This window comes from Anaerostipes sp. AF04-45 (assembly GCF_003461725.1).
GTDB classification, from domain to species: Bacteria; Bacillota; Clostridia; order Lachnospirales; family Lachnospiraceae; genus Anaerostipes; species Anaerostipes caccae.
In genome coordinates this window covers 175,956-198,525 of the sequence record NZ_QTXQ01000003.1, presented here as the reverse complement: position 1 = coordinate 198,525, position 22,570 = coordinate 175,956, and the positions used below count along the sequence as shown (strand labels likewise).

The following is a 22,570-nucleotide window of genomic DNA, read 5'->3' as shown; positions in this document are numbered from 1 at the left end:
TATACCTTATCGCGCAAAGCGCGCCAAGCCCGAAGGGCATAAAATACGGTGTGCCCCGTGGGTATACCTTATCGCGCAAAGCGCGCCAAGCCCGAAGGGCATAAAATACGGTGTGCCCTGTGGGTATACCTTATCGCACGGAGTGCGTCCACCTGAAGGGTTTGAGATATACGAATTATATTACTTCTTGGGTAATAAATACTGTAACAGCAGAAAAATACAATTATAATTAAGAATACATATAGTTATCTTAATGGAAGTGAGCAGGCATTATGAATAATTCTGAATATAAACAAAGCATTGCATTTCACCCGGGAGAGCATATCAGAGATCTTACCGAGAAGATGGAAGTTGCACAAATTAGAGAAATGGATCATCAGAATATTGAACTACGGCATTCAATTTCACCGGAAATGTTTTGCAGATTACGCGAACAGGTGAATTTTCAAAAAGTATCACAGAGGCAGGCTAAAAAGATTTTAGAAAATACAAGTTACATCTGTGCGGCATTTTACAATAACGAACCTGTTGGAGTTATACGTCTGCTTTTTGATTATGGGACAGATGCCTACATTACAGACGTCATTGTAAATCCCGATTATCAGGGATGTGGAATTGGAAGATTATTAATAGAAAATGTCTTAAATTATATTCGGCAGAATGTAACAGATACAAAAGTGGTATGCAGTCTGTATGCAAATCAGGGAAAAGAAGATTTCTATCATCGCTTTGGTTTTGAAAAGTTACCAAATATAAAATATGGCTATGGAATGGTTCTTGATGTATAAAACCTTGATTTTATTAAAATCTTCGGGACAGCAGATATAAAAGACCCGGCAGACAGCCGGGCCTTTGACTTTTATTTCTCAGACTTAACGGAATAAACTTCCGCTGATGACAAGCTTCTGAATTTCATTGGTGCCTTCATAGATCTGTGTGATCTTGGCATCTCTCATCATGCGTTCTACATGATATTCTTTCATGTAACCGTTGCCTCCGAGCATCTGTACAGCTTCCTGTGAAACCTGCATAGCTGCATCGGTGCATACCATTTTTGCTTTGGCAGCAGAGATAGAGTAACTGCGTCCCTCCTGTTTATCCATGGCAGCCTTGTAAAGCATATATTGTGCCTGCTCAATCTGTACAGAGAGTTCTGCCATCTTAAACGCCAGGTACTGGTTTTTGCATAATGGTTTTCCAAATTGCTGGCGGTCTTTTAAGTACTGGAGTGCGATGTCATAAGCACCCTTTGCAATTCCAAGTCCCTGAGCAGCAACACCGATTCTTCCGCCGTCCAAGTCTTTCATGGCAACAGCAAATCCTTTGCCTTCCTCGCCTACCATATTTTCTTTCGGAACTCTTACATTTTCAAAAATAATCTCTGAAACCTGAGCGCTTCTGATACCGCATTTGTTTTCGATTGTACCGACAGAAACTCCCGGCATAGCTTTTTCTACAACAAAGGCAGATAATCCTTTTGTCTTCTTTTCCGGATCTGTCAGGGCAAATACAAGGAAGTAGTCAGCCAGAGGTCCGTTTGTGATAAAACATTTCAGACCGTTCAGCACATAAGCTTCGCCGTCCCAGAGAGCGGTTGTCTTACATCCGGCAGCGTCAGAACCTGCTTCCGGCTCAGTAAGACAGAAAGCGCCCATCTTTTTACCGGACAGAACATCCGGAAGATATTTCTTTTTGAGCTCTTCGCTGGCAGAATTGATCAAACCGCCGGAGAAGAGAGAAGTACATACAGAATAAGCAATTCCTACGGAAGAGTTTACTTTGGAGATTTCTTCTACGGCTAATACATAAGAGAGATAGTCGGCTCCCTGTCCGCCGTATTCTTTTGGAAATGGAAGACCGATCAGGCCCATCTGTCCCATTTTTGCATAAGCCTTTTCAGGGAATTTCCCTTCTTCATCATCTTTTAATACGGTTGGAAGCAGTTCTGTCTGAGCAAGCTGTCTTGTAATATTCTGAATGGATAATTGCTGGTCGGTTAATTGAAAATTCATATTGAAACCTCCTTCTGTGTGAGTTTGGCGATCATTGCCGGAATCACATCATTTAAATCTCCTACAATCCCATAATCACAGATGCCGAAGATCGGCGCTTCTGGGTCTTTATTGATTGCAACAATATATTTTGATTCATTCATTCCTGCCAAATGCTGGATTGCGCCTGAGATACCACAGGCGATATAAATATCCGGACGTACCGTGGTTCCTGTCTGCCCTACCTGATGGGAAGCATCGATCCATCCAGCCTCTACACAAGCTCTGGAAGATCCAACTTCCGCACCGAGGACATCAGCTAACTCTTGGATCAAATGGAAGCCTTCTGCAGATTTTAATCCCCGGCCTCCGGATACGATGATCCGTGCGTCTGTCAGATTTACTTGTTTCTTTTCTTCTTTAATAATTTCTACAAGCTTAGCTCTGATATCATTTTCTGAGAGATCCGGAATAAAGGTTTCCATTGTTCCGGCAGCCGTTTCCTGCTGGATGGCTTTCTCCATGACTCCGGGTCTTACCGTAGACATCTGCGGACGGTTCTTTGGGCAGACGATGGTGGCCATAAGGTTCCCTCCGAATGCAGGCCTTGTCTGAAGAATTTTTCCGTCTTCTGCATCAATCTCAAGTTTGGTACAGTCTGCCGTAAGACCTGTTCCAAGCCGGGCAGCAATTCTCGGTCCGATATCCCGGCCGATGGACGTTGCGCCTACCAGAACAATTTCAGGTTTTTTCTTCTGGATCAGCTGTACAAAAGCGGAAGTATAGCCGTCGGTTGAAAAGCTTGAAAGCAGCGGATGTGACATATAGTAAACGACATCAGCGCCATAGTGAAGAAGCTTTTCAACTTCTGATTCAATTTTGTAACCTGGTATTACAACAGCGAGTTTTTTCTTAAGCTGATCGGCCAGCTTGCGGCCTTCTCCCATAAGTTCGATTGTAACGGGCTGTATTTTTCCTTCCCGTTGTTCTCCAAGGACCCAGACATCTTCATATGCACTCAGGTCGATTCCCTGGTTTACTTTTGCTCGTTCCATTTTCTGTCCTCCTTAAATCAAATTTGCCTGCAGAAGCTTCTCAATAAGGGTTTCCGCTTTTTCAGAATCCGTATTTCCCTCGATGATCTCACTTTGTTTCGATTTAACAGGGACAAAGGAACGGTAAACGTTAGTAGGAGAACCTTTTAGTCCGATCTGAGTCTGATCTACATTAAGATCAGAAAGACCTAACATATTAATTTCCACATCTCCGTCATAAGCTCTGAAAATTCCCTGTACGGTCGGGAATCTTGGCTCGTTCAGTTCCTTGATGGCAGTCAGGAGTACCGGAAGTTTGGTCCGAATCTTATAGTCTCCTGTCTCCGTAAATCTTGTTACATTCAGAGATTCCCCGTCGCATTCGATATGTTTTGCATAGGTGATCTGTGGAATGCCAAGAAATTCAGCAATTTCAGGTCCCACTTGTGCGGTATCCCCGTCAATAGCCTGTCTTCCACATAGGATCAGGTCATAATCTCCGATCTTTTCAATGGCTGCCGCAAGAATTGTGGCAGTAGCCCATGTGTCAGATCCTCCGAATGCCCGGTCGCTCACCAGATATGCATGGTCTGCTCCCATTGCAATCGCTTCTTTTAATGCATCTGCAGCCTGAGGAGGCCCCATACTTACGACGGAAACTTCGGCGCCTGTTTCATCTTTCAGGACAAGGGCAGCCTCCAATGCATTCTTATCATCCGGATTGATAATGCTTGGGACTCCTTCCCGGATCAGTGTCCCGGTCTCCTGGTTGATCCGGACTTCGTTGGTATCCGGAACCTGCTTTACGCATACAATGATCTTCATGCTTTCCCTCCCATTACTTTCCGTTAGAATTTAAAACGGCTCTTGAGATCACGACCTTGTGAATCTCAGAAGTACCTTCGTAGATTTCAGTGATTTTGGCGTCTCTGTACATGCGCTCCAAAGGATAATCTTTCATATAGCCATAGCCGCCATGAATCTGAAGAGCAAGGTTCGTAACAAATCTTGCATTTTCAGAAGCATTTAATTTTGCGATGGCAGCTTCTTTTGTGTGAGGCTGACCAGTGCTTTTTAAATAAGCAGCATAGTAGATCATCCATTTTGCACACTCGGTTTTTGTAGCCATATCTGCAATATACCACTGAAGACCCTGGAGAGCTTTGATCGGTTTTCCGAACTGAACCCTCTCGTTCATATACTTGACACTTTCATCAAGAGCGCCTTCAGCGATCCCCAGTGCCTGTGCGGCAACACCGATTCTGGCACCGTCCAGAGCATTCATAGCCATCTTGAATCCGGCGCCTTCTTTGCCTACAAGATTTTCTTTTGGAACACGGCACTGGTCAAAGATTAATTCTGCAGTCTCTGAACCGTGGATTCCCATTTTGTTCTCGATCTTACCGACAGTGAATCCCGGTGTTCCTTTTTCTACTAAAATACAAGATAATCCTTTGACTCCTTTAGATGGATCGGTCAAAGCGAAAATAAGAAGATACTTTGCCTGACCTCCGCCGGAAATAAAGCATTTTGTACCATTTAAAACATATTCTCCGGTCTCCTCATCAAGGACAGCCGTTGTCCTTACCGCAGCGGCGTCAGAGCCGGCATTGGGTTCTGTCAGCGCAAAAGCTGCAAGATGTCCGCCGGATGTCACTTCCGGTAAATATTTTTTCTTTTGTTCCTCACTGCCGAACTTTAAAAGTACAGAAGCAAAGATGGTGTGAATAGACAGAATACCTGCCGTGGCTGCACATTTTTTTGCAAGTTCTGTGACAGTAATCACCTTATCAATGTCATTGCCTCCGCTTCCGCCGTATTCTTCCGGAGTCCCGATTCCAGTAAGACCGAGTTTTGCCATCTGCTCAAAGGTATCTCTCGGAAAGATTCCTGTCTGATCTACCTCTTCGGCTCTGGGACCTACCACTTTTTCAGCAAATTCACGGACTGTTTTTTTCAGCATTTCCTGTCCGTCTGTCAGTTTAAAATCCATTTTTACCTCCTGCTATCCTAATTACATTACGCCTTCGGCTTTTAGTGATTCCAGTTCCTCATCTGTGAGACCAAACACTTCTTTGTTATGCTGTCCCAACAGAGGAGCAGGAGTGTCTACACTGCCTGGAGTTTCCGTCAATTTGATCGGACAACCCTGGAAATACATTTCTCCGATGGTGGGATGATCCATGTGAACCATCATCTCTCTCGCCTGGAAATGCGGATGGTCAATGGCTTCCTGCATATCCAGCACAGGACCGCATGGGATACCGGCTTTATCAAACAGATCTTCGATCTCTTTCTTTCCTTTGGCAGCGGCCCACTCGCTTATGACCTGCTGCAGACCATCTTTATAGTTTTTGCATCTAAGATCATTTGTCTCATAACGCGGATCATCGAGAAGGTCTTCCCGTCCGATGGTTTCGCAGAAAGTTTTGAACAGACGGTCGTTGCCGACACCGATCGCAATATATCCGTCTTTGGCTTCATAGATATCAAAAGGAGCGATAGAAGGGTCGATATTTCCCTGACGCTGAGGGATCACACCATCCATAGTCGTTGTAACAATACCGTTTTCCAAAAGACTGAAGATCGTGTCTGCCATAGCAACATCTACCTGTTGTCCCTGTCCAGTGCGTTCTCTGTTAAACAGTGCCATCAGGACACCTACACACAGATAGATTCCAGTCACATTGTCAGCGATAGAAGGCCCTACTTTGGTAGGAGGAGAGTCCGGAAATCCCGTCATGTTTACCATTCCTCCCATAGACTGGGCAACAATATCGTAACAAGGACGGTTGGACAGCGGTCCGTATTGTCCGAAGCCGGAACCAGAAGCATAAATGATGCTCGGATTGATCTTCTTTAATGTTTCATAATCCACTTTTAATTTCTTAGACACACCGACTCGGAAGTTTTCAACAACCACATCGGCATCCTTTACTAAGTCATAAAAGATTTCTCTCGCTTTCTCATTTTTAAGATTCAGGGTAACCCCTTTTTTATTTCGGTTTAAGAACGCATAAAATCCGCTCTCGCCGCTTTTTTCGTCGATCGGTCCCCAGCTTCTGCACTGGTCTCCCTGAACCGGCTCGAATTTAATGACATCTGCACCATTGTCCGCCAGCAGGGTCGTACAGAATGGTCCGTTATATGCATGGGTCAGATCCAGAACCTTAACGCCTTCTAATGCTTTCATGTGAACCTCCTCTTATCTAAGCTTTTACTTTGTGTTCCGGTATTTCGTATACAAAAAATGCTTCTGTTGAAATTTCCGGATCCTCTAACATATCAATAGAACTTTCAAATTCCGGCTCCTCAGGAATCTGAGCCACTTTGAAAGAACGGCACTGAATGTAGACTTTATTTCCTTCAGTTTTTGTGACTCTTGCGATAAATTCCATATAATCCCCGGCAAAGACAGGGTTATATAAACGGATTTTTTCTACGAGGCAGCATCTTCCGACATTGCCGCACACTTTTGCCATTAAGCGGTCTGCAGTATCTCCCATATATGTAATGGAACGTGCGCCGTTTACTACACCACCACCGTAAAATTCATCTCTGCTTGACATCCTGTATCTCATTGTTACTGTCTGTTCACTCATATCAAAACCTCCTTGATTTGTCTGTACCTATCCTAATATGTAATATTAATCGATTGCTTTCCATGGATCTTTGACTGTTCCGTCCGGCTGTACTCCTCGCTGAAGTTCTTTTTTAACTACGAGGGTAACGTTTCCTTCTGTGATCAGCTTAGGTTCATCGAAATAGTACATATCTCCATCCTCAGCGCCTTCGATTCCGAGTCTTTTTGCAGGAGTAGCCACTTTAAAAGTCTGGATCAGGCAGGTTCTTGATGTGTTGCCTACTTTGACCATAGTTGCCTTAAAGTCCAGCTGGTCTCCCACGTAAGCATCTTCCATGAATTTCACATCGTTATAACCGAGGCAGAGGGATTCGTCCCCATCATTTAAAATCATCAGTTCTGTCTCTACATCGCCGATGAAATCAAACTGTCTGCCAACCGGGATGACACCTTCCGGATTATTGGCATCTGCTGTAGTCATTTTGTAGCTTAAAAATGCTTCTGTTCTCATAATTTCTTACCTCCTGTGGCTGTTTGATTTTTGATCTTAGCTTTACTTTAATGCATCCGGCAAATGCACAGTCAATGGCTGTTTTGGAGATGGTTTGAGATTTTTTAAGAGAAAAGAAACCAACTGTCCTGCGGGGGGAGGGTTGAATTTAATAATAAATATCAGAAATCTTTTAAACGGTGAGATGATTTCGCTTATATGGTTCCGGTTTGCGTGTAGTTTGACATTCAGGAGATATAAAAATGGGGAAGAGTTTTATTTGAAGAAAATGATTAGATATAGGAAAAATCAACTTGGAAATGCTATAATGACAATAGCTGTAAAAGAGATACACAAAGTTTGAGAGAGGGGGAAAGAAAATGAAAAAGTATATTATCAGTATTGGCTTGCTTCTTATTTTTTTTCTGTACGGAGAAACAGTGGATGAACCTTCAAATTTTTATAAAAAGGTCCAGCCCGATCTAAACATGCGGACAGAACAATATAAGACGGATGTTACATTAAAAACAGACGGGAGTTATTTGATAACCGAAAGAATTAAGGTGAATTTTTTGAAACCCAGGCATGGCATCTATCGGAATATACCAGTTCGTGGAAGGCAGTCCTATAAAGATAAAGAGAATAAGGAGCATAAATTTTTATATTATGCGGATGTAAAATTAAATTTGGATGATGTTAATACAAGTGCGTCATATGATAATAAAGATGGAAACTTTATATTAAAGCTGGGTGATGAAGAGGCAAAAGTAAACAGTGGAAATTATCAATTCAGCTATCAGCTGACACCGTATCATCAGGAAAAAGAATATCATTATGTATATTACAATGTATTTCCTGGACAGTGGAAAGATTCTATTCCGAAAGGAAGTCGGTTTACGATACATTTTCCGAAGAAGATAAGCCTCTCACAGGTTAAGTTTTATACTGGAGAACAGGGAAATACTGTGGATGCCAGCAGTGTGGCTGATATCAGGATAGATTCCGCAGGACGCAGGATCACGGGGACACTGACGAAAGATCTGCCGGTCGGATGGGGCATTACCTGTTTCGGAGATTTAGATAAGGGGTATTTTACTTCAGTAAAACGTCCAACACTGGGAAGAGAAATCTTGACGGCGGCAGGACTGATTTCCCTTGTCCTCATTATATTATTTTTGAAGTTTAAGAAGAAAGATGAAATTATTCCATCAATTCAATACCAGCCTCCAGAAGATATTGACAGTGCGGCAATAGGCTGTATCATTGACGGAAGTGCAGATACCAAAGATGTAATATCGCTGCTGCTTTACTGGGCGGATCAGGGTTATGTATTTCTGCAGCACAAAAAGAATGAAATGATTGCCTATATACTAAAAGATCTTCCAGCATATGCACCTGAGTACCAGACATATTTGTTTGAAAAAATGTTTACGCAGGAGGAACCATTTCTTTCGACGATGGATGTTCCGGAGCGAATGACAGGAGCAGTAGAAGCAACAAAAGAAAAACTCAAGAATTATTATCAGGATATGATTTATACAGAAGGGTCCAGAACGGCAAGATTTATCAGCAGTATTTTAACGATGATACCAATAGCACTATTTATGATATTGAGTACACAGTATGGGATTTTAAGTGAAAAGGAACAGCACTATGAAATGTATATGTTTGCTGCAGTATGCATTGGCTTTTTCATTATATTGTATGCTGCAGATCACTGGTATTCTTTGTCTCTGGAAGACAGAAAGAGAGGTCTGATCATTGCCGGCACATTATGCATTGGTGCGTTGGGGATATACAGTATTTTTTATATGGAAATGGTAAAAAAGCAAAAGATTTTTAATTTTGCAGGCGTAATGGTTTTGGTATGCATAATGACAGCCGCCGGCATCCTGCTGACTGCATGTATGAAAAAAAGAACAAAGCAGTGTGTTGAGTGGATGGGATATCTGGTCGGCCTTAGAGATTTCATAGAAAATGCGGAACTGGATCGAATGAAAGTTTTGGGTGAACAGTATCCAAATCTATTCTATCATATATTCCCCTATGCTTATGTATTCGGTCTGTCAGAAATCTACGCAGATAAGCTGGAGAAGCTGAATGTGGAAATGCCGGTTTGGTTTGGAAACGCCGAAGGAGATTATATATTCAGAGCACAGTATATGAAAGACTTTCACCAGGACTTTAATACATCAATCAGCATAGACAGTTCTTCAGGTTCCGGAGGCGGAAGCGGTTCTTCAGGAGGCTTCTCAGGAGGCGGTTTCGGAGGCGGCGGAGGCGGAAGCTGGTGAGGGTGAAGTTTATATTGACTTTTCTCCTTTGCATTCGTATAATAATCTTACTTAATTCAGAAAGAGGTAGCAAACAATTATGGACGATGCTGATGACAGTGATTCGGCAAACAATTTAATTCAGATCATTTACAGGCGTAGTCTGCTGTTTCACACAATGGCGGACTGCGCCTTTTCGTATGTGCATATTCATATGAGAAGGTGACGGCAGATATTTGCAGATGAACCGGAAGTAAAGACGAGAATATAAAGGAGTATATTGAAATGAATAAAATAGGTGCGCAGTTATTATTACAGATCATTCTGATTTTTTTGAACGCTTTTTTCGCTATGACAGAAATCGCAGTCATTTCCCTGAATGGAGCAAAGCTTAAAAAGATGTATGAGAACGGGGACAGGAAGGCGGGAAAGCTTTTAAAGCTTGTGGAAGAACCGGCAGGTTTTCTTTCTACAATCCAGATCGGGATCACGCTGGCCGGATTTTTGGGCAGTGCTTTTGCAGCAGATAATTTTTCCGGGTATCTTGTAACCTGGATTTATGATGATATAGGTTTTACAGCCATATCTGCGGCAGCTCTGGATACGATAGCAGTTATATTGATTACACTGATCTTATCTTATTTTACTTTGATCTTCGGAGAACTTGTTCCAAAACGGATCGCCATGCAAAAGCCTTTTGCCGTTGCAAAAATATCCTGCGGCGTTGTCTCTGGGGCGGCCCTCATTATGAAGCCCGTGGTATGGTTTTTGTCGGCATCTACCAACATTGTGCTGAAAATCCTGCATATGAAAACAGAAGCAGAAGAACAGACTGTGACAGAGGAAGAAATTCGTCTGATGATGGAACTGGGTGAGGAAAAAGGAACCATCGACAGTGAAGAAAAGGAATGGATCGAAAACGTTTTTGAATTCGGTGACACCACGGCAGGGGACCATATGACACACAGTTCTGAAGTGACGGCAGTTTCTCTTGCACAGTCCAGGGAAGAAATCCTGAACATCATCCGGGAAACCGGACTGTCCAGATTCCCTGTTTATGCAAAAGGGTTCAATGATATCCGGGGAATCCTAAATGCCAGAGACTTTCTGATGAATCTGAATGAGAACAGGGAAAAGACTTTAGAAGAAATGCTGAGACCTGCTTATTTTGTTCCGGAGACCATACCTTCCTCTGTGCTGTTCCAGGATATGCAGAAGAAAAAAATTCATCTTGCAGTTGTGATAGATGAGTACGGGGAGGTCAGTGGTATTGTAACGATGGAGGATCTTCTGGAGGAAATTGTGGGAAACATCTATGATGAATTTGATCCGTCTGAACCTCCTGAGATCAGCAAGACTGCCGAGAATTTGTGGAAATGCTCAGGGGCAGTGAAGCTGAATACGATTGCGGAAGAGCTGGGTGTGGAGATTCCGGACCATCCGGACTATGATACTCTTGGAGGATTGGTTTTCAGCCGGCTTCATTCCATTCCAAAGGACGGCACAACCTTTGAGTTGGAGATTTGTGGCCTGCATATCCATGTGAAGAAGATGATGGGAAGAAAAATAGTGGAGGCAGAGATTCAGAAGGGAAAAAACTCCCGGGAAATGCTATGACATTTTCCACATGATTTCCGTTCGGCTCTTAGAATGCCTCACTCCAATCATGTGGAAAATGGACGTAATGTCTGTTGGAGAAGGGCCTCTGTCAAAAAAAGGTGCCACTTTTCGAAAGTTATTTACCACTATATTGGGGAGCGCATTTCAAAAGCGCGACGGAAATAGGGGTGAAAAACTCATAATAATTTATAAAGGGAGGGGATATTTATGAAGAACTTTAGCCTGAAGAATTTGGTTCCATTGCTGCTGCTGTTGGCTTTTTTTCTTATAACAGGCGGGTATTTCGACCGTTTTACGGAAGAACTTGATTCCGGGGTAAAAAAAGATTTATATATGAAGACGGAGACTTATGACGTAGATGTCACAGTGGATGGGGAAGGCTATTATCTGGTGACGGAGCAGATCAAAGTAAAGTTTTTAGAAGACAGGCATGGCATCTACCGGTACATTCCCAATAAAGGATTTGTGGCATATCAAAAGGATGGAGATATAAAAAAATTTCCATATCTCGCGAGAGTAGAGCTTGAACTTCCAAACAGCGATATAAAGGAATCTAAGCAGAACGGTGCGAAAGTATTTCGTTTTGGTTACAGTGATGAAACAGTCCGCAAAGGGGATTATGAATTTACTTACCGGCTGACACCTGAGCGGCAGGGCCAGCCTTTCCCGTATATCTATTATAATATCTATCCCTCAAAGTGGAAGAATGATATTCCAAAGGGAAGCCGTTTTACGATGCGCTTACCGGAAGGCACGGATTTAGAAAAACTCGAATTTTACTATGGAGCCTATGGATCGGCAGAAAGTGCATCCGACATCATAGATCTGAGAAAGAATCAAAAAGAGAATACAATAACCGGAATTCTTAAGGAAGATCTTCCTATGGGCAGTGGTATTACTTGTTTCTCAGGACAGGTACAGAAGGGATTTGCGGGGGTAAAAGGGAAACCCGGAATCTCATTATTTCTTTGGGTTCCGCCTGTGATTTTGCTGGCAGTACTGGCTGTCCTGTATCTGTGTTTTGGAAGGGATGAAAAAATCATTCCTTCTATAGAATTTGAACCTCCGCAGAATATGGACAGTGCAGCTGTGGGATATGTTATTGACGGAATCGCGGAGGACAAAGATATTCTCTCTTTGATACTGTACTGGGCCGATAAGGGTAATCTGTGGATAGAGGAGGAAGAGGAATACCTGATGACGCTGCATAAGCTGAAGGAACTGCCCAAAGAGGCACCAAGCTATCAGCACACCGTATTCCGGCGGTTGTTTGAAAATGGAGACTCTGTCTATTTAAACGGCCTGAAAAATGACTTTGGTCTGACAATGAGCAGCGCAAAAACGCAGCTGATACAAGAGTTTGACGGGGAAAGCAAAGCGGGAATCTATACCAAACCATCGTGGAGACTGCAGAGGCTGGCGTTTCTATGTACGCTGCTGTCAGTTATCTGGGTTACAGTCCTCACAGGGCATTATTCTTACATGACTGCAGTCGGCGTTGTGATACAGGTGCTGCTGTGTACCGGCATGGGGCTGGGAATGTATTTTTGCTGCAGGGGAATCGACGGCTGGTATTCTTTTTCCAGGGCAAAGAGGATTCTGATGACTGCAGGCGGTGCAAGTCTTTTTTACTTATCAGAAATACTGTACTTTGTTTTTTATACATATAAGGCATCCGGGAACGAAATTTTCGATTATACAATGGAAATAGGAATCGTCCTGGCTGCAGCGGCAGTTATGATGCCGCTGACCTGTTTCATGAAAAAAAGAACTCCAAAATGTATCCGATGGATGGGGCAGCTGTCAGGACTGCGCTCCTTTATCGAGACTGCCGAGCTGGATCGTATGAGAGTGCTGGCAAAAAATCGGCCTGAGATTTTTTGTCATATTATGCCTTATGCTTATGTGTTCGGTCTTTATGATAAGTTTGCAGAGAAACTGGAGGTGCTGGAAATTCCTGCTCCGGGCTGGTATCATGCCGGATATGAAATAAAAAGCTGGAATGCAGGAGTTATGCTGAATTGTATGGCAGGGAATCTTACATTTGCCGCAGTCTCTCTGAGTCAGCCGTCATCTGTGAATGCTTCCGGAGGATCATCGGGCGGCGGAAACAAAGGAGGTTTCTCAGGCGGAGGCTTCGGAGGAGGCGGAGGAGGCAGCTGGTGAGACCCAGTGCGCCAAAAGGAGTGTTTTTCCAAAAGAACTTGTAGAATCCTTAAACAGCGTGGTAATATAAAGGGAAATACAGGAGGATGAAAAAGTGGGAAACAAAAAAGTTCTTAGAATGGTGCAGATTGCTCTGTTCATAGCCATCATTTTTATTATGACATTTACACCGCTTGGATATTTACGGCTTGGGTTATTGGAAATATCGCTTCTTACGATCCCGGTAGGGGTGGGAGCCATGATCTTTTCACCGGCAGCCGGGGCAGTTCTTGGGCTGTCATTCGGACTCATCAGTTTTGCAAGATTTTTTGGGATGAATCCGTTTGGGGCAGTCCTGGTGGGGATCAATCCTTTTTATGCCTTTTTGGTGGCAGTGCCTACAAGGACGCTTATGGGATTTCTGACAGGGGTGATCTTCAGGGCACTGAGCAAGGGAGGAAGCGCGAAAACTGCCCGTTATTATATCGGAGGTTTCTGTGCACCATTCTTAAACACCGTATTTTTCATGGGAGTTATGGTGCTGTGCTACTGGAACACGGAATATTTTCAGAACCTCAATTCTACCATGGGCAATCTGAATCCATTGATGTTTATCTGTGCATTTGTGGGTGTCAATGCAGTGGTCGAGATTCTGGCGGGTTCTGTTGTCGGAGGTACAGTTGCGAAGATTCTTCATAAGGCACTGAAAAATACGTAGGAAGCATGCAGAGTAAGAAGCAAGAACAGAAAAACAAAAAACAGGTTCCGCTGGTTGGACGGAACCTGTTTTTATATTTAATGAAAAGAGAGGATTAAAATATATGAAAAACTATATTTAAAGTATATCAGAATCCCTGCCAGATACAATGTATAGAAAATAAACAATTATAAACGAAGTATAAACAAATCTTAGAAAAACCTTACGAGTGATCAAATTGTGACGCTTTATCATGGTTCAAAGTCTGGAGTTCGTGGAACGATTGCTTCGCTATTGGCACTATTACACAGGGGAGAGCAGATGTGAAATTTATAAAACTGATGATGAGGAAACAATGAAAGAAGAAAAACTAACATCTCTTCGAATGCAAGGCCTCCAATAATGGTAAATAACTTTCGAAAAGTGGCACCTTTTTTGACATAGGCCCTTCTTCAGCAGACATATCAGAACAAGGGTGTTTAAAACAGCTGGTCTTGGTCAGTTGTCTTAAAACACCCTTGTCCTATGTTTAATGAAAAGAGAGGATTAAAAATATATATGAAAAACTATTATACCAGGCAGGGAATACATCCGGTAGTTATGTACCCTGCACGATTAAGGCATGTTTAAAGTATATCAGAATTCATCCTTGATTCAATGTATAGAAGATAAACATTTCTAAATGAAGTATAAACAAACCTTAGAGAAATCTTATGAAACGAAAGAAAAAAAGACTTACCTCTGCCGCTCCCGCAGCTTTATTACGATATAAAGTAAAGGTATTAAAAAATTTAAAAAAACCATTGACAGGGAAGAACACAGATGCTATTATAATCTCAACAAGAAAACAATAACAATTACTGTTATTAAAAATCTTGGATAGAAAATAAAGAAAACAAAACATAGAATCAAAAGCAAAGGAGATCATTATTATGAAGAAATGGGTTTGTACAGTATGCGGTTACGTTCACGAGGGAGATACAGCACCGGAGAAATGTCCGACATGTGGAGTTCCGGCAGAGAAGTTCAAAGAGCAGACAGGAGACAGAGAGTGGGCTGCTGAGCATGTAGTCGGAGTGGCACAGGGAGCCAGCGAAGACATCATGGCAGATTTAAGAGCAAACTTTGAAGGAGAATGCTCCGAAGTAGGTATGTATCTTGCAATGAGCCGTGTGGCACACAGAGAAGGATATCCGGAGATCGGATTATATTGGGAGAAAGCTGCACTGGAAGAAGCAGAGCATGCATCAAAATTTGCTGAACTGCTCGGAGAAGTCGTGACAGACAGCACAAAGAAAAACCTTGAGATGAGAGTAGAAGCAGAAAACGGGGCGACAGCAGGTAAGTTTGATCTTGCAAAGAGAGCGAAGGCAGCAAACTTAGACGCAATCCATGACACTGTACATGAGATGGCAAGGGATGAAGCCCGCCATGGGAAAGCTTTTGAAGGATTACTGAAGAGATACTTCGGATAAACCTTAAGTATTTCCCACAGCCAGACCAAAGGCTGTAAAAAAAGAAATTCATACACTTTTCTTGATCATACACCTCTATTTAATACGAGAAGCCGGGAGCGATCCCGGCTTCTTTTTGCACATAAATGAATCCCACTGCATAACTTATGAATATGCTGCGTTGTTTGCGCTGAAAGATGCGCGCTACACGCCGGGATGTTTCCCGGTTATTTAAGATGGGTATACTAAAGATAAAAATCAGAAACAGCTAAGTAAAACGAATTTCGAGGTGAAGATTGAGATGTTAAATGAAGAAAAGATTAGTTCAAGAATGGTAGAAATGGCAAACCGCTCAGACGGAAGGAAAGGGCTTTACTGTATTTGCAGTCATATGGGCTGGGCAGGCTTCCTTTCAGACGGCGGCAAAGTTGAAATTCCATTGGAAGGAATACCGGGACATATTAAAACAGACAGCATTAGAATTGATCGGAGAGTACCCGGGGAATGGCTGCAAAACTACCGGGTTTCATCTGAAAAAATCTGCTTTTCCAACTATATTCCAGGGGAGGTCATACTGAAAACAGACGACCGGATGGGAAGAGAAAAGAATATTGTACTGCATGTGAAGATCCGCGGATAAAACCGATGAAAATGTCACAGTTTCCTGCAAGGATATTTAGTGGTATACTGGTATCAAACATAAAAGGAGGAAAAGAGAATGATAGCATTAATAGTTATAATAGCAATAATTGCAGTACTGGCCATCTGGCTGATCAGTTCGTATAACGGGTTTATTACCCTGAGAAATAAGACAGAAGAGGCATACTCTGCGATGGATGTGTCCCTGAAAAAGCGGTACGATTTAATCCCGAATTATGTGGAAACCGTTAAAGGGTATGCAAAACATGAGGCCGGGACACTGGAAAAGGTAGTGTCAGCCAGAAATATGGCCATGGGAGCTTCTGATCCGGAAGAAAGACTTGCCAATGAAAATGTACTTACCGGCGCGCTGCGTTCTTTATTTGCGGTGGCGGAAGCCTATCCGGATTTGAAAGCAAATCAGAACTTCATACAGCTTCAGGATCAGCTCCAGAGGATCGAAGAAGAGATCGCAGGTTCCAGAAGATATTACAACGGAGTTGTCAACAAATACAATACCAAAGCAGAAATGTTCCCTGGAAATATTGTAGCAGGCATTTTTAAATTCACAAGAAAACCATTGTATGAGATCAGCGATGAGGCTGAGCGTGAGAATGTAAAAGTATCGTTCTAGTGCTCTGACGCAGGGAGGTCATTATGAAAAAATTATGGGCATCCGGTTTCATTGCGGTTACCCTGTTTCTCTTATGTATAGGGATGGGGGCTGCCGCAGAAAGCATATCAGGCCCTTCTCCGTCTCAGGTACAGCAAGATCCCTATATGTATACGAAGCAGTTTCAGACAAAAGTTGTGGTGGGAAACGACGGTTCCTATGATATTACAGAAAAGATAAATGTGAGATTCCTGGAAGAACGTCATGGGATTTACCGCTATATTCCGAGCAAAGGGACCATAGCTTCCTATGATAAAAAAGGGGAGATTCAGAAAACACCTTTCTATGCTTCTGTAAAACTGGTCCGTGCCAATGAAACTGTGGATGAGAGCAGTGAAAACGGCAGCACTGTCTTTCGGTTTGGAGACGAAGACAAGACGGTGAGAGAAGGGATTTATAAGTTTGAATATCTTCTCTCACCGAAATTCCAGCAGAAAAGTTATGATAACATCTACTATAACATTTTCCCGACACAGTGGCAGAACCAGATTCCGGCAGGGAGCAGGTTTACCATCCAGTTTCCGAAAAAGTTTGATATGGACCGGCTGAAGTTCTACTGCGGGGAATATGGTTCAACAAAAGATGCCGGGGATATTCTCTCGCTGGAAAAAGACGAAAAAAACCTTACCGTGACAGGGACTTTAAAGAAAAGTCTTCCTCTTGGTTCCGGTCTTACCTGCTTTGCAAAAATGGACGCCGGGTATTTCAGTGGAAACCAGCAGATCACTGCAGTACCATGGATGATCTTGATTCCATCGGTAATCATATTCGCAGTTGTCCTTGGTATGTTTCTTATGTTCGGCAGAGATGAGAAGATCATTCCGTCGATCCAGTATCAGCCGCCGGAGGGGCTAGACAGTGCCGGAGTGGGGTACATCATCGATGGAAAAGTACAGGACAAGGAACTGCTTTCTTTGATTCTTTACTGGGCAGATAAGGGATACCTTACCATCGAAGAAAAGAAAGGGAAGCTTACCTTCCATAAAAAGTCAGACCTTGAAGCTTCGGCGCCGTCATACCAGAGGATTATGTTTGACGACTTATTCAACGGAAAGGATAAGGTAAAGATTGACGAGCTGAAATATAAATATGCGGATACTCTCAGTGTGGCAAAAAATAAACTCATCCGGTATTTCGGAAGAGAAAAGAAATTTAGTATTTATACAACGAGTTCAACAGCAGCAAGAGGGATCTCAATGGTATTTGCAGCGCTTCCGCTTGGATTTTTTATGGCCGTTACAAGCTTTTATTCTTATACGGGCATCGCAAGAATGATCGTTCAGGTTATTTTATGGATGCTGCTGTTCGGCGGGATGATCTTGTTTACAGCCGCGGTGGACAGCTGGTATGCCAGAAGCAGGGACAGCAGAAGGCTGTGGGTATTCTGGGGTCTTGCTTTGAGCTTTCTGTCAGCGGCAGCTTACACAGGAAGTTATATTGTTAGAGTCATAAATGGAGAGATTTTTAGCTACATCTGGGTTCTGGCCGCAGTGCTTGTTATGACCGGCGGAATGATTCTTATGACAGGATTCATGAAAAAAAGAACCCATCAGTGCATTGAGTGGATGGGATATCTGGCCGGACTCCGTGATTTCATTGAGACTGCGGAGCTGGACAGGATGAAGGTGCTGGCAGAGGATCAGCCTCAGATGTTTTATCACATCATGCCGTATGCCTACGTATTCGGCCTCTCCGATGTATTTGCGGAGAAATTAAAAGATCTTGGTCTGTCTGCGCCTGACTGGTATGAAACAGACCGCCAGTTTACATTTTTTGATTATTATATCTTTAACCGGTGTTTAATGGGAAGTATGGCCCAAGTGACGAGTACACTTTCCGTGCCCGAACCGCCCAAAACATCGTCCGGCAGCGGCGGCTTCGGAGGAGGCTCCTTTGGCGGAGGGGGATTCTCAGGAGGCGGTTTCGGCGGCGGAGGCGGCGGAAGCTGGTAGAAGATGATGAAAGGTGGAGGAACAAGTGTATAAAAACGTATCAAAGTTATTGATCTATGGTGATATGGAACCGGATTCTATTTTGATGCAGCTCAGTGATATATTCCGCTGCATGGATGAGGAAAGCCAGACGAAGGAAGTTCTGACGACCAGGGTTTTCAGGCAGATCAAACGCATCCTTCAGGTGGCGACAGACTATGGATTCGATGAGAATCTCTGGCATAACTACCTGACATTTCTGCTGATTACCAATGAGAATCCATTCAGCATCACCTGTGAAAAGGTAGGGGCCAGAGAAGGAAGCGTCAATTATTTTGCGGAAAATGATTTTCGGGCATTTAAGGAGCTGTTTGACTACGACTTTTCAAAGATTGAAGAATACCTGGGAGTGGACTGTTTCAGCCGTCTTTCAGACTATAAAGCGATCGGAAAGCCAGAGCTTATGTATAATAAAAATGTCAGCGAGAAGGTTCGGGCATTGAGCCGGAAACTGGAGCAGACACGGGATGAGCATGAGTTTTTCCAGGTGGTCACAGACTTCTATAAAGCTTACGGCGTGGGAATGTTCGGACTCAATAAGGCTTTTAGGATCGAGGAAAAAACCGGAGGGGACATTACATTCCGTGCGATCAACAACATGGATAAGGTTGCTCTGTCCGACCTGGTAGGATATGAGATCCAGAAGAAGAAGCTGGTTGACAACACGGAAGCCTTTGTCCATGGGCGGAAAGCCAATAATGTCCTGCTGTTCGGAGACAGCGGTACCGGCAAATCTACCAGTATTAAGGCTATTGTCAACCAGTACTATGATCAGGGCCTGCGGATGATTGAGATCTACAAGCACCAGTTTAAAGATTTGTCCAACGTGATCGCACAGATCAAAAACCGGAATTACCGATTTATTATTTATATGGACGATTTGTCTTTTGAAGAGTTCGAGGTAGAGTATAAGTTTTTAAAGGCAGTCATCGAAGGGGGCGTTGAGACAAAGCCGGAAAATATTCTGATCTATGCCACATCCAACAGGAGGCACTTGATCAAGGAGACCTGGAGTGACCGGGACGACGTAAAGAATGAAAATGGTATGCACAAATCCGATACGATGGAAGAAAAGTTATCTCTGGTAAATAGGTTTGGTGTAACGATCAATTACTCTAAGCCGACCCAGAAGGAGTATTTTAACATTGTGATCCAGCTGGCAAGGAAAGAAGGTATTACCTTATCAGATGAAGTACTGCAAAAAGAGGCCAACAAATGGGAACTGTCCCATGGAGGTATTTCCGGAAGGACGGCACAGCAGTTTGTAAATTATTTGATGGGGATGCAAGGTTTGAATTAAACACAGTTGTTTGCGTTGTTTTATTTGTTATTTATGTAGGGTTCTGCCTGAAACTGCCCGCATCGCATATAGTAATATTTAAAAATAATACTATATACAAAGGGTGTGAGCAGAACTGAAGAAAAAGTATTTTACCGAAGAAGAAAAAGTGGTGCTGAGCAGAAACAGAAATGTTAAATGCGTTTATGACTCAAGTCTGGCATACGAAGATGATTTTAAAAAATTTTTCTGTCAATGCTATCATCAAGGGAAAAAACCAACGGAGATATTCAGGCTGTGCGGATTCGATACAAAAGTTCTTGGAAGTAAAAGAATTGAGAGAGCAGAAGCCAGATGGAAAAAGTTAAAAGAATAAAAAGAGCAGGAAATTCAGTGTGATTTCTTGCTCTTTTTATATGGAAAACTAAAAAAATTATTCTAAAATGCTGTTTGCGTTGTTAGTGCAGCAGGATACGCTAAAAATTACAAATAAACGAAGGGGGGATATATAATGCATACATAAACAAAGACAACAAAACACAGAGGAGATAATTACGATGATTAAGAAAACATTCAAAAGAGGTATGGTAATAGCGTTGACAGCAGCAATGATGACGACATCTGTGTCAGGAGTTTTTACAGGAATGACAGCTAAGGTTTTTGCGAGTGAGAGTGCAAGGCAAATAGCAGCTTCCGTGAAAACAAAGGCAGAGACAGAGATTCCAAAAGCAGATATGTTGGATATTATATTTAATGGAGGAAAAGTAGAAGATAGATTAAATGGGAAGAATGAGTTAAAGACTTATGGAGCACCGGTAATTACACAGGATGAACAGCTGGGAAAAGAAGTTGCAGTTTTTGATGGACAAGATGACGGTTTTGGATATCTGCTCACTTCAGAAGACTGGAAAGCCATGGGTAGTCACTATAGTTTTGAATGCATGGTAAAAGAGAGTAATGAAGATGTACAGAACAAGTTTGGCACTTCTTTGCTGTGAGGAAGTTCAAATAGGGATGGCGGACTATTTTACTTTAAAGCAGGCGGACCTACGTTTACAGGATTAAAAGCAGGCAAGTATACTAGAGATTTGACATATAAATGTGAGAAAGAAAAGTGGTTGCATCTTGTAGGTACCTATGATGGAAAAGCATTAAAATTTTATGTGAATGGTGAAAAACAGGGGGAATTTTCCGCTGCTGAATTTACAATGGGAGCAGTAACAACAGAGCAGTACTTGAATATTGCCCATCAGGTAGGTGGAATGGGTAATTCAGCGGCCTGTAAAATAGCCTCAGCCCGGGCTTACAGTAAGACATTAAGTCCGGAAGCGATAAAGAGTCTTTATCAACAGGAAGATAAAACAAACATCACTGTACCTGCAGATGCAAGTTTTATAGTTGCAAAAGGAGATAATTATGTAGTGCCGAAGACAGAGGTGACAACGGCAACCGGAACGGTACCTGAGATCACGACGGCAGTAAAGGATCCAAATGGAAATGATGTGATGCTAGATGAGAACCGACAGTTTACAGCCACAGAACAGGGAGAATACAAGGTCTTTTATACTGCAAATGGAATCACGCTGGAAAAGTCACTAAGAGTAACAGGAGAACCAAGCATAGCGGCACAAATAGAGCTTGCAGTAGGAGATCAGGAGACCTTACAGATTCAAAACCTTGACCAGGATGCAAAAGTGATGTATACAAGCGCGGATCCTGAGACAGCAGCTATTGATGAGAAGGGAATCATCCAAGCGAAAAAAACAGGAGAGACAACCATTGATGTTACGGTAGAGCAGGCGGGACATACATATCTGTTGAAGAATAAGGTTGTAGTAACAAATCAGGCAGAACAAATATTTACAGTTACCTTCAAAGACTATGACGGAAAAGTACTGGATACTCAGGAAGTGAAGTATGAAGAAGGGGCGAAAGCGCCAGAAGCACTGATAAGGATAGGGTATACATTTACAGGCTGGGATAAGACTTTTGGAAAGATTACATCAGATATAACAATAACAGCGCAATATCAAAAGAATCCGGATCCGGTAAGACCGACCGATCCAGCCAAGAAACCGAACAGCCAACAGACGGCGGTACGCCCAAGCATCAGTGTGACAAAGAAACAGATCCTGTCAGGAAAGAAATTCCGCCTGAGTGTAAGGAGGTTGATCAAAGGAGCAAAAGTCAGCTATAAGACAAGTAACAGAAAGATCGCATCTGTAGATAAAAACGGAAGTATAAAAGGGTTGAAAGCCGGAAGAGCGACGATAGTTACAACGGTAAGAGAGGGAGGAAAAACCTACAACTTTAAAACCAGTGTTACGATCAAAGGCTATATGAAGCTGATTAAAGTGAAAAAGACGATCAAAAAAGGAAAGACCTATAAGTTTAAGGCGAAAGCTTATGGAATCAAAGGAAAACTTACATGGTCTGTCTCCAGCAAGAAGATCGGAAAGATCGCAAAGAGTGGAAAGTTTAAGGCAAAGAAAAAAGGAAAAGTATACGTGACAGTGAAATGCGGAAAGTATAAAGCAAAAGTACGTGTGAGCGTGAAATAAAAGAAGAAAAATAGGAAAAGGGACATATTTTCGGCTTTGGGACTTTTTAGGATAGCCTATTTGTTTGAATTGCAAGTTTACTGTTTGCGTCGAAAGAACTATTGTATACGCACCTACTTTTAGACATGAAAGATCACAAA

Annotated in this window: 22 protein-coding genes and 1 pseudogene; 16 read left to right on the top strand and 7 right to left on the bottom strand. The window is 42.7% G+C overall.

The annotated features are described in order from the left end of the window. Positions 1 to 272 precede the first annotated feature (272 nt). Entirely contained in the window at positions 273 to 788 is a 516-nt protein-coding gene (locus tag DWV34_RS06095; RefSeq protein WP_118475704.1) for a GNAT family N-acetyltransferase, read from the top strand. An 84-nt stretch (positions 789 to 872) separates the two neighbouring features. On the opposite strand, the gene DWV34_RS06090 is transcribed toward DWV34_RS06095, so the two are convergent. The 7 genes from DWV34_RS06090 to DWV34_RS06060 are packed head-to-tail and all read right to left on the bottom strand — an operon-like array spanning position 873 to position 7,119. Next, positions 873 to 2,012, bottom strand: a complete 1,140-nt coding sequence (locus DWV34_RS06090; protein ID WP_006568276.1) for an acyl-CoA dehydrogenase family protein — start codon at positions 2,010 to 2,012, stop codon at positions 873 to 875. Then, positions 2,009 to 3,046, bottom strand: a complete 1,038-nt coding sequence (locus tag DWV34_RS06085) for an electron transfer flavoprotein subunit alpha/FixB family protein (RefSeq protein ID WP_009290117.1) — start codon at positions 3,044 to 3,046, stop codon at positions 2,009 to 2,011. The genes DWV34_RS06090 and DWV34_RS06085 overlap by 4 nt, the downstream gene beginning before the upstream one ends. Positions 3,047 to 3,058: 12 nt before the next feature. Further along, positions 3,059 to 3,850 carry an electron transfer flavoprotein subunit beta/FixA family protein gene (locus tag DWV34_RS06080; RefSeq protein WP_009290116.1) on the bottom strand — a complete coding sequence of 264 codons (792 nt, stop codon included), beginning with the start codon at positions 3,848 to 3,850 and terminating at the stop codon, positions 3,059 to 3,061. A 13-nt stretch (positions 3,851 to 3,863) separates the two neighbouring features. Continuing rightward, complete coding sequence (acrC, locus tag DWV34_RS06075) at positions 3,864 to 5,018, bottom strand: acryloyl-CoA reductase (RefSeq protein ID WP_009290115.1); 1,155 nt, start codon at positions 5,016 to 5,018, stop codon at positions 3,864 to 3,866. Positions 5,019 to 5,039: 21 nt separating this feature from the next. After that, complete coding sequence (locus tag DWV34_RS06070; protein ID WP_006568280.1) at positions 5,040 to 6,218, bottom strand: CaiB/BaiF CoA transferase family protein; 1,179 nt, start codon at positions 6,216 to 6,218, stop codon at positions 5,040 to 5,042. Between the two features lie 16 nt (positions 6,219 to 6,234). After that, positions 6,235 to 6,627 (bottom strand): hotdog fold domain-containing protein, encoded by a 393-nt coding sequence (locus DWV34_RS06065; protein ID WP_006568281.1) that lies wholly within the window; start codon positions 6,625 to 6,627, stop codon positions 6,235 to 6,237. 45 nt (positions 6,628 to 6,672) lie between these two features. Then, positions 6,673 to 7,119 (bottom strand): hypothetical protein, encoded by a 447-nt coding sequence (locus DWV34_RS06060; protein WP_009290114.1) that lies wholly within the window; start codon positions 7,117 to 7,119, stop codon positions 6,673 to 6,675. Positions 7,120 to 7,213: 94 nt separating this feature from the next. Between DWV34_RS06060 and DWV34_RS06055 the strand changes: the two genes are divergently transcribed. From DWV34_RS06055 to DWV34_RS05995, 15 genes and pseudogenes are all read left to right on the top strand, one after another. Then, positions 7,214 to 7,462: a hypothetical protein gene (locus DWV34_RS06055; protein WP_118475702.1), complete on the top strand. Its 249-nt coding sequence runs from the start codon at positions 7,214 to 7,216 to the stop codon at positions 7,460 to 7,462. 16 nt (positions 7,463 to 7,478) lie between these two features. Next, positions 7,479 to 9,392, top strand: a complete 1,914-nt coding sequence (locus DWV34_RS06050; protein ID WP_118475700.1) for a DUF2207 family protein — start codon at positions 7,479 to 7,481, stop codon at positions 9,390 to 9,392. 264 nt (positions 9,393 to 9,656) lie between these two features. Then, complete coding sequence (locus DWV34_RS06045; protein WP_022260942.1) at positions 9,657 to 10,988, top strand: hemolysin family protein; 1,332 nt, start codon at positions 9,657 to 9,659, stop codon at positions 10,986 to 10,988. Between the two features lie 210 nt (positions 10,989 to 11,198). Then, positions 11,199 to 13,157 (top strand): DUF2207 family protein, encoded by a 1,959-nt coding sequence (locus DWV34_RS06040; protein WP_233444287.1) that lies wholly within the window; start codon positions 11,199 to 11,201, stop codon positions 13,155 to 13,157. A 94-nt stretch (positions 13,158 to 13,251) separates the two neighbouring features. Next, positions 13,252 to 13,854 carry an ECF transporter S component gene (locus DWV34_RS06035; RefSeq protein ID WP_009290109.1) on the top strand — a complete coding sequence of 201 codons (603 nt, stop codon included), beginning with the start codon at positions 13,252 to 13,254 and terminating at the stop codon, positions 13,852 to 13,854. Positions 13,855 to 14,546: 692 nt separating this feature from the next. Then, on the top strand, positions 14,547 to 14,687 hold the full coding sequence (locus DWV34_RS17175) for a hypothetical protein (RefSeq protein WP_158565674.1): 141 nt from the start codon (positions 14,547 to 14,549) through the stop codon (positions 14,685 to 14,687). A gap of 78 nt (positions 14,688 to 14,765) precedes the next feature. Beyond that, positions 14,766 to 15,308: an NADH peroxidase gene (locus tag DWV34_RS06030; protein ID WP_006568293.1), complete on the top strand. Its 543-nt coding sequence runs from the start codon at positions 14,766 to 14,768 to the stop codon at positions 15,306 to 15,308. A gap of 280 nt (positions 15,309 to 15,588) precedes the next feature. Further along, positions 15,589 to 15,927 (top strand): hypothetical protein, encoded by a 339-nt coding sequence (locus DWV34_RS06025; RefSeq protein WP_022260681.1) that lies wholly within the window; start codon positions 15,589 to 15,591, stop codon positions 15,925 to 15,927. A 78-nt stretch (positions 15,928 to 16,005) separates the two neighbouring features. Further along, complete coding sequence (locus DWV34_RS06020) at positions 16,006 to 16,560, top strand: LemA family protein (protein ID WP_006568295.1); 555 nt, start codon at positions 16,006 to 16,008, stop codon at positions 16,558 to 16,560. A gap of 23 nt (positions 16,561 to 16,583) precedes the next feature. Further along, positions 16,584 to 18,551, top strand: coding sequence for a DUF2207 domain-containing protein (locus DWV34_RS06015; protein ID WP_118475698.1), 1,968 nt, complete (start codon positions 16,584 to 16,586; stop codon positions 18,549 to 18,551). A 25-nt stretch (positions 18,552 to 18,576) separates the two neighbouring features. Beyond that, entirely contained in the window at positions 18,577 to 19,890 is a 1,314-nt protein-coding gene (locus tag DWV34_RS06010) for an ATP-binding protein (RefSeq protein ID WP_118475696.1), read from the top strand. Between the two features lie 115 nt (positions 19,891 to 20,005). Beyond that, complete coding sequence (locus DWV34_RS06005; protein WP_320055078.1) at positions 20,006 to 20,245, top strand: HTH domain-containing protein; 240 nt, start codon at positions 20,006 to 20,008, stop codon at positions 20,243 to 20,245. Positions 20,246 to 20,426: 181 nt separating this feature from the next. Beyond that, positions 20,427 to 20,867 carry a hypothetical protein gene (locus DWV34_RS06000; RefSeq protein WP_118475692.1) on the top strand — a complete coding sequence of 147 codons (441 nt, stop codon included), beginning with the start codon at positions 20,427 to 20,429 and terminating at the stop codon, positions 20,865 to 20,867. Between the two features lie 39 nt (positions 20,868 to 20,906). After that, positions 20,907 to 21,191 (top strand): annotated as a pseudogene (locus DWV34_RS17850) (LamG-like jellyroll fold domain-containing protein); the annotation flags it as partial. Between the two features lie 183 nt (positions 21,192 to 21,374). Further along, positions 21,375 to 22,430: an InlB B-repeat-containing protein gene (locus DWV34_RS05995; RefSeq protein ID WP_255419861.1), complete on the top strand. Its 1,056-nt coding sequence runs from the start codon at positions 21,375 to 21,377 to the stop codon at positions 22,428 to 22,430. The last annotated feature ends 140 nt before the right edge of the window (positions 22,431 to 22,570 follow it).